Annotated in this window: 14 protein-coding genes; 6 read left to right on the forward strand and 8 right to left on the reverse strand. The window is 72.8% G+C overall.

Annotated elements, in window-relative coordinates:
• Positions 1-38: 38 nt before the first annotated feature.
• Positions 39-1076, reverse strand: a complete 1038-nt coding sequence (locus AC5L3Z_RS27300; protein ID WP_494846028.1) for a hypothetical protein — start codon at positions 1074-1076, stop codon at positions 39-41.
• A gap of 141 nt (positions 1077-1217) precedes the next feature.
• Between AC5L3Z_RS27300 and AC5L3Z_RS27305 the strand changes: the two genes are divergently transcribed.
• Positions 1218-1766, forward strand: coding sequence for an NUDIX hydrolase (locus tag AC5L3Z_RS27305; protein ID WP_494846089.1), 549 nt, complete (start codon positions 1218-1220; stop codon positions 1764-1766).
• A gap of 60 nt (positions 1767-1826) precedes the next feature.
• On the opposite strand, the gene AC5L3Z_RS27310 is transcribed toward AC5L3Z_RS27305, so the two are convergent.
• Both AC5L3Z_RS27310 and AC5L3Z_RS27315 read right to left on the reverse strand, forming a co-directional pair.
• Positions 1827-2918: a mannose-1-phosphate guanylyltransferase gene (locus AC5L3Z_RS27310; protein WP_494846029.1), complete on the reverse strand. Its 1092-nt coding sequence runs from the start codon at positions 2916-2918 to the stop codon at positions 1827-1829.
• 64 nt (positions 2919-2982) lie between these two features.
• Entirely contained in the window at positions 2983-4128 is a 1146-nt protein-coding gene (locus AC5L3Z_RS27315; RefSeq protein ID WP_494846031.1) for a glycosyltransferase family 4 protein, read from the reverse strand.
• Between the two features lie 151 nt (positions 4129-4279).
• Between AC5L3Z_RS27315 and AC5L3Z_RS27320 the strand changes: the two genes are divergently transcribed.
• A complete protein-coding gene (locus AC5L3Z_RS27320; protein WP_494846033.1) occupies positions 4280-4960 on the forward strand; it encodes a TIGR03089 family protein in 681 nt (226 codons plus the stop codon).
• A gap of 112 nt (positions 4961-5072) precedes the next feature.
• On the opposite strand, the gene AC5L3Z_RS27325 is transcribed toward AC5L3Z_RS27320, so the two are convergent.
• Both AC5L3Z_RS27325 and AC5L3Z_RS27330 read right to left on the reverse strand, forming a co-directional pair.
• Entirely contained in the window at positions 5073-7064 is a 1992-nt protein-coding gene (locus tag AC5L3Z_RS27325; protein ID WP_494846035.1) for an acetoacetate--CoA ligase, read from the reverse strand.
• A 156-nt stretch (positions 7065-7220) separates the two neighbouring features.
• Positions 7221-7739 (reverse strand): acyl-CoA thioesterase, encoded by a 519-nt coding sequence (locus AC5L3Z_RS27330; RefSeq protein ID WP_334519843.1) that lies wholly within the window; start codon positions 7737-7739, stop codon positions 7221-7223.
• Between the two features lie 23 nt (positions 7740-7762).
• Between AC5L3Z_RS27330 and AC5L3Z_RS27335 the strand changes: the two genes are divergently transcribed.
• The gene (locus AC5L3Z_RS27335) at positions 7763-8422 is read left to right on the forward strand and encodes a hypothetical protein (RefSeq protein ID WP_494846036.1); all 660 of its coding nucleotides are present in this window, start codon (positions 7763-7765) and stop codon (positions 8420-8422) included.
• Between the two features lie 52 nt (positions 8423-8474).
• On the opposite strand, the gene AC5L3Z_RS27340 is transcribed toward AC5L3Z_RS27335, so the two are convergent.
• Together AC5L3Z_RS27340 and AC5L3Z_RS27345 are read right to left on the reverse strand one after the other, a co-directional pair.
• Positions 8475-9404 carry an SDR family NAD(P)-dependent oxidoreductase gene (locus AC5L3Z_RS27340; protein ID WP_494846038.1) on the reverse strand — a complete coding sequence of 310 codons (930 nt, stop codon included), beginning with the start codon at positions 9402-9404 and terminating at the stop codon, positions 8475-8477.
• 85 nt (positions 9405-9489) lie between these two features.
• A complete protein-coding gene (locus AC5L3Z_RS27345) occupies positions 9490-10449 on the reverse strand; it encodes an SDR family NAD(P)-dependent oxidoreductase (protein WP_494846039.1) in 960 nt (319 codons plus the stop codon).
• Between the two features lie 153 nt (positions 10450-10602).
• On the opposite strand from AC5L3Z_RS27345, the gene AC5L3Z_RS27350 reads away from it, so the two are divergent.
• Together AC5L3Z_RS27350 and AC5L3Z_RS27355 are read left to right on the forward strand one after the other, a co-directional pair.
• Entirely contained in the window at positions 10603-11175 is a 573-nt protein-coding gene (locus AC5L3Z_RS27350) for a TetR/AcrR family transcriptional regulator (protein ID WP_494846040.1), read from the forward strand.
• A gap of 385 nt (positions 11176-11560) precedes the next feature.
• On the forward strand, positions 11561-11701 hold the full coding sequence (locus AC5L3Z_RS27355; RefSeq protein ID WP_494846042.1) for a hypothetical protein: 141 nt from the start codon (positions 11561-11563) through the stop codon (positions 11699-11701).
• 109 nt (positions 11702-11810) lie between these two features.
• On the opposite strand, the gene AC5L3Z_RS27360 is transcribed toward AC5L3Z_RS27355, so the two are convergent.
• Positions 11811-12974, reverse strand: coding sequence for an acyl-CoA dehydrogenase family protein (locus AC5L3Z_RS27360; RefSeq protein ID WP_494846043.1), 1164 nt, complete (start codon positions 12972-12974; stop codon positions 11811-11813).
• Between the two features lie 248 nt (positions 12975-13222).
• Here AC5L3Z_RS27360 and AC5L3Z_RS27365 point away from each other — a divergent pair, with 248 nt between their 5' ends.
• Entirely contained in the window at positions 13223-14650 is a 1428-nt protein-coding gene (locus AC5L3Z_RS27365; protein WP_494846044.1) for a UDP-glucose dehydrogenase family protein, read from the forward strand.
• Positions 14651-14665 lie beyond the last annotated feature (15 nt).

The following is a 14665-nucleotide window of genomic DNA, read 5'->3' on the forward strand; positions in this document are numbered from 1 at the left end:
GCGGCTTCACCTCCGCAGAGGTGCCTCCGGTCGCCCCGTCAGCCGATCCAGAGCGCGACCCGGTGGTCCTCGTCGGTGACGTAGTAGCACCGCCCGTCCAGCTCGGCCAGCCCTTCCACGTGGTGGAACGGGGCCAGTTCCGCCACCACCTCGCCGGCGATCCGCTGGTCGTCGGTCGGCGCCCAGCGGAACCGTACGTGCCGGGAGGTGACGTCGCCGCCCGTCGGGTGGTCGTCGAGGAGCACGGACCCCTTGCCGAGGGCGTCGATCGAGCCGGTCACCGCCGCGTACCCGCCGTCAGGGGTGGGGGTGACCGCGCGGAAGCCGGTCAGCGCGCCCGGCGGGGTCACCCCGGTCAGCGCGTACGCCCGGCCGGCGCGGGGCCATCCACCGCCCGCGGTGAACATCTCCGGCACGCCGGCCAGCTCGACCAGGATCGGCTCGCCGTCGGCGGTCACCGGGAAGCGCAACCCCAGCAGCACCGTGCCCGCCGGGGTGAAGGCCGCCGCCTCCACGTTCAACGGCAGGTCGTCCTCGGAGAGCCGGCTCACCCAGCTCTTCGCCCGGCCGGTGCCCCGGGCCAGCGTCTCGACGATGAACCGGCGGCGCACCCGGTCGCCGGGCGGCAGCGCGGTGAACGGCGCCTTGAGCAGGGCGTCGTTGGCCGCCCGGTGCACCCGGAACCGGTTGCGCACCACCTGCACGGGCAGGGTCTCCGCCGCCGCGTCGTCCTCCCGGAACCGGGCCACGAAGGCCCGCCGGGGCCGCAGCGGACCGGCCTTGGACCCGAAGTGCGAGCCGAAGACGTACACCCAGCCGTCGTGGTGGGCGAGCGCCTCACCGTCCTCGGTGCGGCCGTTCTCCGCCCCGGCGTCGGCGGGCACGTGGTGGGCGACCCAGTCGCCGTCCGCACGCTCCAGCAGCAGCGCCAGGCAGCGCTCCACCGGGCCCTCGTCCAGCACCGTCCAGAAGCCGCGCCGGGCGCCGTGCCGGCGCAGCAACGCCGGGGAACGCACCGGCAGCAGGTCGCTGGCCTCGTTGCCGGCGACCACGAACTCGACGAGTCGCAGCGTCACCACGTCAGCGTAGGGACCCCCCGCCCGTACAGTTGCGGCGTGCCGAACGGACGGAAGGGACCCCTGTCGACGCCCGGCGTCGTACCGGGGCAGGTCGACAGCTCACCCGCGCGACCGGCGGGGGCCGCCGGGGTCGCCGCGCTGCACGCCGACGCGCTCGCGGTGCTGCGCGGTTGGACGGCGACCAGCCCGGCCGCCGCGCAGGCGCGGGACCGCACGGTCGAGCTGCTGGCCGCCGGTCCGGTGGCGATGCAGCGGACGCACCGGCCGGGGCACGTCACCGCCAGCGCGCTGGTGCTCGACGCCACCGGCACCCGGGTGCTGCTCTGCCTGCACGGCAAGTTCCGCAAGTGGGTGCAGCTGGGCGGGCACTGCGAGCGGACCGACCGGACGCTGGCCGGCGCCGCGCTGCGGGAGGCCACCGAGGAGTCCGGCATCGCCGGTCTGGTCGTCGACCCCGTGCCGATCGACGTGGACATCCACCCGGTGGCCTGCCAGGGCGGCTCGCTGCACCACGACGTGCGGTTCGCGGTCTTCGCCCCGGCCGGCGCGCGGGAACAGGTCAGCGACGAGTCGGAGGCGTTGGGCTGGTTCCCGCCGGACCGGCTGCCCGAGCCGCTGGCCGGTGGCACCGCCCAGCTGGTCGCGCCGGGGCTGGCCGCCCTGCGCCGCCGGTCCTCGGTCGGCTGACCGGGCCACCCCGACCACCGCCGCGCAGCGGCCGGCTGACCGGCCACCGGCGGGCAGCGGTCAGACCAGGCCCTCCTCGCCGCGCGCCTTGAGCTGGTCGACCAGGGTCTTGACGTCCTGCGCCCGGTCGCGGGGGCAGACCAGCACCGCGTCCGGGGTGTCCACCACGATCAGGTCCCGTACGCCGAGGACGGCGACCAGCCGGCCGGACTGCGGCACCACCACCAGCCCGCTGGTGTCGTGCAGCAGCACCCCCGGCTTGGCGTCGGTGCCGAGCACCACGTTGCCATCCGGGTCGGCGGGGAGGACCTCGCCGAGGGTGTGGAAGTCCCCCACGTCGTTCCAGCCGAAGTCACCGGGCACGGTGGCGACCCGGCCGGCGGTCGCCGCGCCCTCCATCACCGCGTAGTCGACGGAGATCTTCTGGAGGGTGGGCCAGATCGCGCCGAGGATCTCGTCCTGCTCGGGGGTGCCCCAGGCGGCGGCGATGGCGGTGACCCCGGCGTGCAGCGCCGGCTGCTGGCGGGCCAGCTCGGCGAGGAAGACGTCGACCCGCCAGACGAACATGCTGGCGTTCCAGAGGTGCCGGCCCGACCGCAGGTACGCCTCGGCCACCGGCGCGGCCGGCTTCTCCTTGAACTCGGTGACCGGGCGCAGCGGCCCCTCGCCGGTCGGCTCACCGGTCTCCAGGTAGCCGTACCCGGTCTCGGCACGGGTCGGGGTGATCCCGACCGTCATCAGCAGGCCCTGCTCGGCGCCGCGCACCGCCGCGCGCACCGTCTCCACCCAGGAATCGGGGTCCCCGATCAGGTGGTCGGCGGCGAACGAACCCATCACCGCCTCCGGGTCGCGCAGCGCGATCACGGCCGCGGCCAGGGCGATCGCCGCGCAGGAGTCCCGGGGCGAGGGCTCCACCAGGATGTTCTCCTCGGGCAGCCCGGTGAGCTGCCGGGCCACCGCGGCCGCGTGCGCGGCCCCGGTCACCACGAGGGTGCGCTGCGGTGTGGTCAGCGGCGCCAACCGGTCGACGGTCGCCTGGAGCAGCGAGGCGCTGGTCCCGGTGAGCGGGTGGAGGAACTTGGGATGCCCCGCACGGGACAGCGGCCACAACCTCGTGCCACTGCCACCCGCCGGGATCACGGCGTAGAGCATCAGCACATCATGCCCGACCCGTTCCAGCTCGGACGACAGGTCGTCCCCCGGGTCGGGTCGCGCCTCAGGAACGGGCCCGGGTCCACGCCGCGATGTGCACCTCGGCGCTGGACTCCCAGGTGAACTCCTTGGCCCGGTCGAAGCCGGCCTTCGCCAGCGACAACCGGCGCTGCTCGTCGTCGAGCAGGGCGGCCAGGTCGGTGGCGATCTGGTCCGGGTCCTCGCTGGTGTAGGCGACCGCGTCACCGCCCACCTCGGGCAGCGACAGCCGCGGCGTGGTCAGCACCGGGGCGGCGCAGGCCATCGCCTCCAGGATGGGCAGTCCGAAGCCCTCGCCGTACGACGGGTAGGCCGCGACGAGCGCCCCACCGAGGAAGCCGGGCAGGTCGGCGTAGCGCAGGTAGCCGGGGCGCAGCAGCCGCAGGTGCGACGGGACCTCGGCCACCGCGCGGTCGATGTCGTCGTCGTGGCCCTGGCCACCGGCGATCACCAGGGCCGGTGGGTCGGTCCGGTCACCCACCGCGCGGGCCCAGCCGCGGATCAGGTTGGGTACGTTCTTGCGCGGCTCCTTCGCCCCGAGGAAGGCGATGTAGCTGCTGGTCCCAAGCCCGAGGCGGGCCCGGACCCGGGCCTTCTCCTCCTCGCCGGGCGCGTGGAAGGCTCCGTGGTCGACCCCGTGGTACGCCACGTCGATGCGGGTGGGGTCGGCGTCGAGCAGCCGGATCAGCTCGTCCCGGGTGGCCTTGCTCGGCACGATCACCCGGTTGGCGCGGCGCAGCGACGTCTTGATCGCACTGCGGAAGAAGGTGCGCCGGGACTTGTCGTAGTGCTCCGGCTCGGTGAAGAAGGTCGCGTCGTGCACGGTCACCGTGACCGGGCAGCCGGCGCGCAGCGGGCAGGTGTAGAAGGGCGAGTGCAGCACCTCCGCGCCGACCTGCTGGGCGAGCAGCGGCAGGCCGGTCTGCTCCCAGGCGAGCCGGGCGGGGCGGTGCGCGACGGCGGCCGGGGCGGGGATCACCTCGGCGCCCGGCAGCATCCGGGTGTAGCGCTCCAGGTCGGTCCGGAGGCTGACCACGACCAGGTCGACCCCCTGACCGGCCACTGCGCCGAGGGCGCCGAGCAGACCGTCGACGTAGCGACCGACGCCGCCACGGTCGGCGGGGACACTCGTGGCGTCGATGAGCACGCGGGGCGGGCGACCGGCGGTCACGGGGCAACTCCTTGAACTGGCGGGTCTGTGGGCAACAACACTCCGGGCAAGCCTACGCCGGAGCCCGGTCGTGACGCTGACTGCGACCCGACGGTACGCCGACTTGTCATCGTCATCGAGTACGGGTCGCAGCGGCGTATCGTTCGCCCCGATGGCCGACAACATTGCCCGGGTCTTCGCCGACGCGATCGCGACCGACCCGACCCGCCCCCTGCTGACCTGGTACGACGACGCCACCGGCGAGCGCACCGAACTCTCCGGCGCGACGCTGGCGAACTGGGTGGCCAAGACGGCCAACCTCCTCGTCGACGAGCTGGCCCTCTCCCCCGGCGACACGGCCGGCGTGTCGCTCCCGCCGCACTGGCAGACCGCCGGGGTGCTGCTGGGCTGCTGGTCGGCCGGGCTGACGGTGACCGACGTCCCGGGGGACGTGGACGTGCTCTTCGCCGCCGCCGCGCGGGTGGCCGGGGCGGACGCCTGGTCGGCCGGCGAGCGGTACGTGCTGGCGCTGGATCCGTTCGCCCTGCCGATGCGGCAGGTGCCGGCCGGCTTCGCCGACTACGTGTCGGAGGTCCGCGCCCACGGCGACCACTTCACCCCGTACGCCTCGGGCGGCGAGGAGCTGGTGGCGCGGGCGCGGCGGCGCGCGGACGAGCTCGGCCTCGCTCCCGGCGACCGCGTCCTGGTCGACGCGGCGCGCCACCCCGACCCGATCGAGTGGCTGCTCGCCCCGCTGACCGCCGGCGCGACCATCGTCCTCTGCGCCAACCTCGACCCCGCCCGCCTGACCGCCAGAACCGCCACCGAAAAAGCCACCCACACCCTGAGCTGACCCCCCACCCGAGGGTCGATCATGGAGTTGTGGTGGGCGGGTTGGACGGGTTAGTCCCTATTGTCAGGCACCACAACTGCATGATCGACGCGGGCAGGGGGCCGCGGGCGGGTCAGGCGGGGGTGGGGGTGTCCTGGTCGGTGGCGCGGCGCTGGGCGAAAGCGGCGAAGGCGGTCAGGGAGTCGGGGTTGGCCAGGGCGCCCTTGGCGGCGGCGCGGTCCACCGGGGTGCCGGTGAGGATCTTCTTGACCGGGACCTCCAGCTTCTTCGCCGACAGGGTGCGCGGGACGGCTCTGACCTGGTGGATCTCGTCGGGGACGTGCCGCGGCGAGAGCGCGGTACGCAGCTCGCGGCTGATCTTCTTCCGCAGCGCGTCGTCCAGCTCCCGGCCCTCGGCGAGCACCACGAAGAGCAGCAGCTCACCGGCGCCGCCCTCGTCGTCCTCCAGGTGCACCACCACCGAGTCGACGACCTCGTCCAGCCCCTCCACCACGGAGTAGAACTCGGCGGTGCCCAGCCGCACCCCGCCCCGGTTCAGGGTGGCGTCCGACCGGCCGGTGATCACGCAGCCGCCCCGGGAGTTGATGGTGATCCAGTCACCGTGCCGCCAGACGCCCGGGTAGACCTCGAAGTACGCCTCCCGGTAACGGCGGCCGTCCGGGTCGTTCCAGAAGCCCACCGGCATGCTCGGCATCGGCGCGGTGATGACCAGCTCGCCCAGCTCGCCGATGACCGGGGAGCCGTCGGCCGACCGGGCCTCCACCTTCGCCCCGAGCGCCCGGCAGGTGATCTCCCCGGCGTGCACCGGCAGCAGCGGCACCCCGCCCACGAAACCGGTGCAGACGTCGGTGCCGCCGGAGAGCGACTGGAGCTGGAGGTCGTCGCCGACCGTCTCGTACACCCAGGCGAAGCCCTCGGCGGGCAGCGGGGCGCCGGTCGAGCCCACCCCGCGCAGCGCGGAGAGGTCGGCGATCTCCCTCGGCACCAGGCCGGCCTTGCGGCAGGCCAGCAGGAACGGCGCGGAGGTGCCGAAGTACGTGGTGCCGGTCTCCTCGGCCAGCCGCCAGAGCGCGCCCAGGTCCGGGTGGCCCGGGTTGCCGTCGAAGAGCACGATCGTCGCGCCCACCGCCGGCCCGGAGACCAGGAAGTTCCACATCATCCAGCCGGTGGTGGTGAACCAGAAGAACCGGTCGGCCGGGCCCAGGTCGTGGTGCAGGGCCAGCATCTTCAGGTGCTCCAGCAGGATGCCCCCGTGTCCGTGCACGATCGGCTTGGGCAGCCCGGTGGTGCCGGAGGAGTAGAGCACGTAGAGCGGGTGGTCGAACGGGACCGGGGTGAAGGTCAACGGCTCGTCGGTCGCCGCGGCCAGCTCGTCCCAGGACAGCACGCCCGCCGGTGGGGCGCCGGCCGGGTCGAGGTACGCGATGCCGACGGTGTGCGCCAGCGACGGCAGGGCGGCCCGGATGGCGGCCACTTCGGCCCGCCGGTCCACCGGCTTGTCGCCGTACCGGTAGCCGTCCACGGCGACGAGGACCTTGGGCTCGATCTGCTGCCAGCGGTCGGTCACGCTGCGGGTGCCGAACTCCGGCGCGCAGGACGAGAAGATCGCGCCGAGGCTGCTCGTGGCGAGCAGCAGCACGTACGTCTCGGGGATGTTCGGGGCGTACGCCGCCACCCGGTCCCCGGCGGTCACGCCGAGCCGGCGCAGCCCGGCCGCCACCCGGCGGACCTGCTCGCGCAGCTGCGCGGCGGTCAGGGTGACCGGCGGGCGGGTCTGGCCGTGCGCGACCACCACCGGGTCGTCGTCGGCCCGGCCGGGCATCCGCAGCACGTTCTCGGCGTAGTTGAGGGTGGCGCCGGGGAACCAGCGGGCGCCGGGCATCGCCGGGTCGGTCAGGGTCGCCGTCGGCGGGGTGTGCGCGACCACCTCGAAGTGGTCCCAGATCGACCGCCAGAACGCGTCCAGGTCGGTGACCGACCAGCGCCACAGCGCGTCGTAGTCGGTGAAGTCCAGCCCCCGGTGCTCCCGCAGCCAGCGCAGGTAGCTCCCGATCCGGGACCGCTCGCGTACGTCCGCCGGCGGCGTCCACAGCACGTCACCCACTGCTCCACCCCTCCCTGAGGGCCCGCACCACACTGTGCCTGGGCCGTGGCGCCATCTTGCCCTACCTCGAAGCGCCATTCTCCGCACCGGCCGCCGGTGACGGGGCGTGGCCGGCCCACACGCCCGACGGGTCGGCTGTGTGGGCCGGCGTACGTCTCAGCCGGCGCGGTGGGCCTGGATCGCGCGACGCCGGGCGAGCCGGTGCGCCCGGCGGATCTCCGCCTCGCGGAACCGGCGCTCGTCGTCCGGGGTCTCCGGCAGCACCGGCCGGACCGGGCGGGGCGCCCCACCCAGGTCGACGGAGACGAAGACCAGGTACGCGGTGGCCACCCGGACCGGCTCCTCCTCGGCGGAGTCCCAGCGCTCGGCGACCACCCGCACCCCGATCTCCATCGAGGTGTGCCCGGTCCAGTTCACCTGCGCGTGCGCGTGCACCAGGTCACCGACCCGCACCGGCTCGGAGAACACGATCTCGTCGATCGAGGCGGTGACCGCCGTGCCGCCGCTGTGCCGGGCCGCGGCCGCCCCGGCCACGTCGTCGACGAACTTCATCAGCACCCCGCCGTGCACGGTCCCGTACAGGTTGACATCGACGGCGGTCATGATGCGGCTCAGCGTGACCCGGGAGTACGAGGTCGGCTTGCCCGGCAGTGCGGTGGAGGGGTGCTCGGTCATGACGGAAACGGTACGGTGCGCGGATGCGACATCTCTGGAGCTTCCTCGCCGGGTTGGTGGTGGCGCCGATCACCTGGGTGCTGGTCACCCTCGGGCAGGACGGGTCGGGCCGGACCGTGAACCGCTGGGTGGAGATCGGCACGTACAGCACGCCCAACCTGATCGAGCCGGCCGTCTACCTCGGCGTCGCCGGCATCCTGCTCGGCCTGCTCGGCACGCTGCGCATCTCCCCGCTCGGCCCCCTCATCGCGGGGCTGCTGCTGATCACCCCGTACGTCGGGATGTTCATCGCCCCGTTCACCGTGCTCGACCGGATCCCGGACGGGTGGAAGGTGCTCGGGGACCCGCTGCCGCTGCGTGAGCCGGTGCAGGACGGCACCCTGTTCCTGATCGGCCTGCTGCTGCTGATGGCGGTCTTCAGCGTGCAACGGTGGCGGCCCTGGCCGGCGCCCGCGACGACCGGGGCGGAGCTGACCCCGGCCGACGACACCACGCAGGAGAACAGCTTCACCCTCGGTGACTGGCCGCCGGCCGGCGGACGGAGCGAGCAGGACACCGCTCCGCTCAGCCTCGGCTACCCGGAGCCCGCCACCGAGCCGCTGCCCCGGCGCGGTGACTCCGAGTCGCCGTGGTCGGCGCCGCCGCGCTACGGGGCCAAGCCGGAGAGCACCGAGAACCGTTGACGGCCGCGGGCGGGCCGGGAGACCGGCCCGCCCGCCCTACCCGTACGCCAGGTCAGCGGTTGGCCGCGGCGACCCGCTCCGACGCGACCTCCCACAGCCGCTCGGCGTTGCCGGGGTCGATGGCGTACGGCGCGACACCGACCCACTCGGCCGTACGCTCGGTGACCACCGCCGCCTCGGCGCAGTCCTCGAAGTAGCGGCCGCCCACGCCCTGCAGAAGTGGGGACGCGGCGAGCAGCACGGAGGTGGCGGCACCCTGCTGCGGGGTCTTGTGCTTCTCTCTGGGGCTGCGCAGACCGCCGATGTGCTTCTGCAGGCCGGTGGCGATCGCACCCGGATTCAGCGCGTTGCTGTAGATGCCGTCGCCCGACCACCGGCGGGTCACCTCGACCGCGAGCAGCGCCTCGGCGGTCTTCGACTGCCCGTACGCCAGCAGCGGATCGTACGGCCGGAACGCGAAGTGCAGGTCGTCGAAGATCACCGGGGACAGCAGGTTACCGCTGGAGCTGACAGACACCACGCGGGCGCCGCCGGCGGCGACCAACGCGTCGTGCAGTCCCACGGTCAGCGCGAAGTGGCCCATGAAGTTCGTGGCGAACTGCATCTCCCACCCCTCGGCGGTGCGTTCCAACTCCGGCACCGCCATGATCCCAGCGTTGTTGACCAGGATGTGCAGCGGCTGCTCCCAGCCGGCGACGAACCGGCGTACCGACTCCTGGTCGGCCAGATCCAACTCGCGGGCGGTGACCCGGTCCGCGCCGACGCTGGCCGCGATGTCCGCCGCGGCCTGCTCGCCGGCGCTGATCCGGCGCACGCCCAGCACCACCTCGGCGCCGGCACGGGCCAGCGCGCGAGCGGTCTCGATCCCGATCCCGCCCGCGCCGCCGGTGACGATCGCGCGTTGGCCGGTCAGGTCGACTCCGGCGAGCACCTCGTCCGCGGTCGAGGCGAAGCCGAAGGGCGTCCGAAATCTGCCTGTCATGTTCCGTCCTTTCTGGCGGTCCGCCGGTAGGCGCGGGTGCCCAGCGGTCGGTACTGCTGTACGGGGAGGCGGTAGCGACGGTGGGTTACCGGCGGCCGAGCATGTCGAGGGAGGCCTGCCACAGCCGCTCGGCGGCTTCCGGGTCGAGCGCGTGCGGGGCGACGCCGGCCTCGTCGCCGGAGACGTCGGCGGAGCCGGCGGGCTTGGCTTCGTTGCAGTTCTCGAAGTAGCGACCGCCGATGCCCTGCACCAGTGGGGACGCGGCGAGCAGCACCGAGGTGGCCGCACCCTGCTCCACCGTCCGCCACGGGTAGTTGTCGAAAATCTCCCTGATCGCCGGGTCGACGTGGTCGCCGGTCTGGTGGCGCTGCAGGTTGGTCCGGATACCGCCGGGCATGACGGCGTTGGCGGTGATCCCGTCCGCGGCCCATCGCCGGGTCGCCTCGACGGCGAACAGCACGATGGCGGTCTTCGACTGGCTGTAGGCCGACCACTCGTCGTAGGGGCGGTTCTGGTAGTGGATGTCGTCGAACACGACCGGGGACTGCAGGTGACCACTGGAGCTCACCGCGACGATGCGGGCGTCGCCGGCGGCGGCCAGGGCGTCGTGCAGGCCGAGGGTGAGGGCGAAGTGGCCGAGGTGGTTGACGGCGAACTGCATCTCCCAGCCCTCGGGGGTGCGCTGCAGTTGCGGCAGGGCCATGATCCCGGCGTTGTTGACCAGGATGTGCAGCGGGCCCTGCCAGGCGGTGGTGAACGCCTCGATGCTGGCCCGGTCGGCCAGGTCGAGCGGGGCGACCAGGATGTTGGCGTTGCCGGTCCGCTCGGTGATCTCGGCGGCGACGCGCCGGCTGGCCTCGACGTTGCGTACCGCGAGGGTCACCTCGGCTCCGGCGGCGGCCAGCGCGCGGGCCGTTTCGGCGCCGATGCCGGACGCGCCGCCGGTGACGATGGCGCGCTTGCCGGTCAGGTCGACCCCGGCGATGACCTCGTCGGCGGTGCTCTCGCGATTGAACGGGGTGGTGACGCGGTTCTGCGTATCCATGCTGCTCCGATCCTCGGCGGCGCGACCTGCGGCCACACCGCTACGCTTTAAGCGGAGGAACCTCCGCTGACGCAACCGAGCGTAAGCGGAGGAGTCTCCGCTTGCCAATGAGTCCCGGGTCACTTCGCCGGCCCGGCCAGGAAAGGAGCCCGCATGGCGGTAAGCAGTGATCGACCCTTGAGGGCGGATGCCAAGCGCAACCGCGATCTCCTACTGGCCGCCGCAGTGCGGCTCTTCACCGAACAGGGCCTCGACGCGACCCTCGACGCGATCGCCAAGGACGCTGGCGTCGGCATCGGCACGCTCTACCGGCACTTCCCCACCCGCGAAGCCCTAATCGAGGCCGCCTACCGCAACGAACTGACCGCCGTCTGCGACGCAGCCCCCGGCCTGCTCGCCGAACTCCCACCCGAGCAGGCGCTCCGCGCCTGGATGGACCGCTTCTACGACTACGCGACCACCAAGTTCGGCATGGCCGACGCGCTGCGCGCCGTCATCGCATCCGGCGTCGACCCGTACGCCGAGAGCCTCGACCGACTGGTCTCAGCGGTCGGGACACTGCTCCAGGCAGCCGCCGCCACCGGCACCGTACGCACGGACATCAGCGCCGAAGACGTCGTCTTCGCCCTCGCCGGAATCGCCCTGGCCACGGGCGAACCCACCCGACGCGGACAGGCGGGCCGCCTGCTCGACCTCCTCCTGGACGGACTGCGCCACCGCCACTAGGCGGTGGCCGCCACTCCGACGCGCCGGCAGCGCCAGGACCACCTGAGGAAGGCGGCAGGCATGGAGCAGGTACAGCCGGGAAGGAGCGGTGGGGAGCAGGGTAAAGCCCGACAAGGAGGGCGAAGTCGCGGAGTTGCTACGACAGGCGAAGAACCTCGTGGAGACGGAACCCGGCACCAGGTGGGCCAGGCCCTGAAGGACAACGCGGACCTGTTCAGCCAGCCGCCGATGATCGGTGAACCTGCTGCCGTTCAAGATGCCGCGGTGAGGCTCTGGCCTCGATCGCCGCACCTACCGGTCTCCGGCCGCTCGAGCGCCGCCCGAACAGTCGCAGATCTTGGACAGTTGTCGTTCGCTGCGAACGGCAACCGTCCAAGATCCGTTCGTGCAGCTCACGGCCGGCGCAGGGCGTGACCGGGCCCGAGCAAGGCGGAATCAGTTGGAGGAACGCATGGCGTCATCCACCGACGCGTATGGCGGCGAATGGGTTCAGCAGGACATCTTCATGAGCTCGGCCGGCGCCTGACCGCCAAGCCGCCGCCAGGCTGCCAAGCCGCCAGGTGAGCGCATAGCTACGGAGGTGGCCGGGCCGACCGGCCCGGCCACCTCCGCGACGAGCTGGGAAAGAGCTCCGATCAACCCTTCAGGAGCTGACGTGCCATGACGATCCGCTGCACCTGGTTCGTGCCCTCGTAGATCTGGGTGATCTTGGCGTCCCGCATCATCCGCTCGACCGGGTAGTCGCGGGTGTAGCCGTAGCCCCCGAGCAGCTGCACCGCGTCGGTGGTGATCTCCATGGCGGCGTCCGAGGCGAAGCACTTGGCCGCCGCCCCGAAGTAGGTCAGGTCGGCGTCGCCGCGCTCGGACCGGCCGGCGGCGGCGTAGGTCAGCTGCCGGGCCGCCTCCAGCTTCATGCCCATGTCGGCGAGCATGAACTGGATGCCCTGGAACTCCGCGATCGCCTTGCCGAACTGCTTGCGCTCGGCCGCGTACCCCTTGGCGTAGTCGAGCGCGCCCTGCGCGATGCCGACGGCCTGCGCGGCGATGGTGACCCGGGTGTGGTCCAGGGTCTTCATCGCGGTGGCGAAGCCGGTGCCCTCGGCGCCGATCATCCGGTCCGCCGGGATCCGGACGTTGTCCAGGTAGACCTCGCGGGTCGGGGAACCCTTGATGCCGAGCTTCTTCTCCGGGGCGCCGAAGCTGACCCCGGCGTCGCCCTTCTCCACCACGAAGGCGGAGATGCCGCGCGAGCGCGCTGTGGGGTCGGTCACAGCGAAGACGGTGTAGTACTCCGAGACGCCCGCGTTGGTGATCCAGCGCTTGACGCCGTTGAGCACCCAGTGGTCGCCGTCCCGGACCGCCCTGGTGGTCATCGACGCGGCGTCGCTGCCGGCCTCCGGCTCGGAGAGGCAGTAGGAGAACATCGCGTCACCGGCGGCGACCCGGCTCAGGTACTTCCGCTTGAGCTCCTCGGAGCCGGCCAGGATCAGCGGCATGGTGCCGAGCTTGTTGACCGCCGGGATCAGCGAGGACGAGGCGCACGCCCGCGCCACCTCCTCGATCACGATGGCCGTGGCCAGCGCGTCCGCGCCCGCACCGCCGTACTCGACGGGAATGTGCGGGGCGTGGAAGTCCGCGGCCCGCAGGGCTTCGTACGACGCCTTGGGAAACTCGCCGGTCTCGTCCGCCTCGGCGGCGTTGGGGGCCACCTTCGCGGCACAGACCTCACGGACCGCCTCGCGGATCGCCTCGTGTTCCTCAGGCAACCGGTAGACGTCGAACGACTGCTCTGCGGCCATGTCGGCCCTCCCCTTCCACCGCTATCATGCGCAGTCTGTGGCGCCCGAAGGCCGCCGACTGCCGCAGACTTGAGGATAGCGACCACGGTCAGAGCCGACCCTACCGGCGGGTAGGCTCGCGCCCGAACGCCGTCGACCCGGCACAACTACCCTCACACCAGACGATGAAGTTCCCTCGGTGCCCGGCCATGGCGCCCCAGCGATTGCGACGCAACGAAGCGACGCCAGTGCGAGCGGAGAAGACAGGCGTGACGATCCCGTACCCGAACATCCAGCCGGTGCCGGCCATCACCCCGGTGACGCCCCCGTCGGGTGCGCCCCGCCCCCGGGTGACCTTCCTGGGCACCGGTTACCTCGGCGCGACCTACGCCATCTGCTACGCCGAGCTGGGCTACGAGGTCCTCGGGTTCGACGTCGATGCCGAGAAGATCGCCAAGCTCAACGCCGGCGAGGTGCCGATCCACGAGCCCGGCCTCGACGAGCTGCTCAAGCGCAACCTGGCCGCCGGCCGGCTGCGGTTCAGCACCGACATCGCCGAGACCGCCGAGTTCGGCGACGTGCACTTCATCTGCGTGGGCACCCCGCAGCGCGCCGACGGCATGGGGGCCGACCTGTCGTACGTCGAGGCGTCGGTGACCGCCCTGGCCCAGCAGCTGACCCGCAAGGCGCTGATCGTCGGCAAGTCCACCGTCCCGGTCGGCACCGCCGAGTGGGTGGAGCAGCTGGTCGGCAAGCACACCCCGGCCGACCTGGGCGTCGAGGTGGCCTGGAGCCCGGAGTTCCTCCAGGAGGGCTTCGCCGTCGACGACGTGCTGCGCCCCAACCGGATCGTGGTGGGCGTCAAGAGCGAGTGGGCCAACGGCATGCTCTACGCCGCCCACAAGGGCGTCTTCGACCTGGCCGCCACCGAGGACCGCGAGGTCCCGCTGGTGGTCACCGACTTCGCCACCGCCGAGCTGGTCAAGGTCGCCGCGAACGCCTTCCTGGCCACCAAGATCTCGTTCATCAACGCGATGGCCGAGGTCTGCGAGGCCTCCGGCGGCGACGTCACCCAGCTGGCCCGGGCCATCGGGTACGACCCGCGCATCGGCAACCGGTTCCTCCAGGCCGGCCTCGGCTTCGGCGGCGCCTGCCTGCCCAAGGACATCCGCGCCTTCCAGGCGCGCGCGCAGGAGCTGGGCGCCGGTGAGGCGCTGCGCTTCCTGCACGAGGTCGACCTGATCAACCTGCGCCGCCGTACCCGGGTCCTGCAGCTCGCCGCGGACCTGCTCGGCCGCCGCTCCGGCCCGGCCGGCCCGGACTTCTCCGGCACCCGGATCGCCGTGCTGGGCGCCACCTTCAAGCCCAACACCGACGACGTCCGCGACGCCCCGGCGCTCGCCGTCGCCGCGCTGCTGGCCAAGGCCGGCGCCGACGTGCGGGTGTACGACCCGCAGGGCACCGAGAACGCCCGCCGGGTGGCCCCCGAGCTGACCTACGAGGCCAGCATGAACGACGCGGTGACCGGCGCCGACCTGGTCTGCGTGCTCACCGAGTGGGCCGACTTCCGCAACGCCGACCCGATCGCCCTCGGCGAGCTGGCCGCCGGCCGCAAGGTGGTCGACGGGCGCAACTGCCTCGACTCGACACTGTGGACGCAGGCCGGCTGGGAGTACCGGGGCATGGGCCGCCCCTGACGACGACGACGCGCT

Source organism: Micromonospora sp. LZ37 (assembly GCF_059359015.1).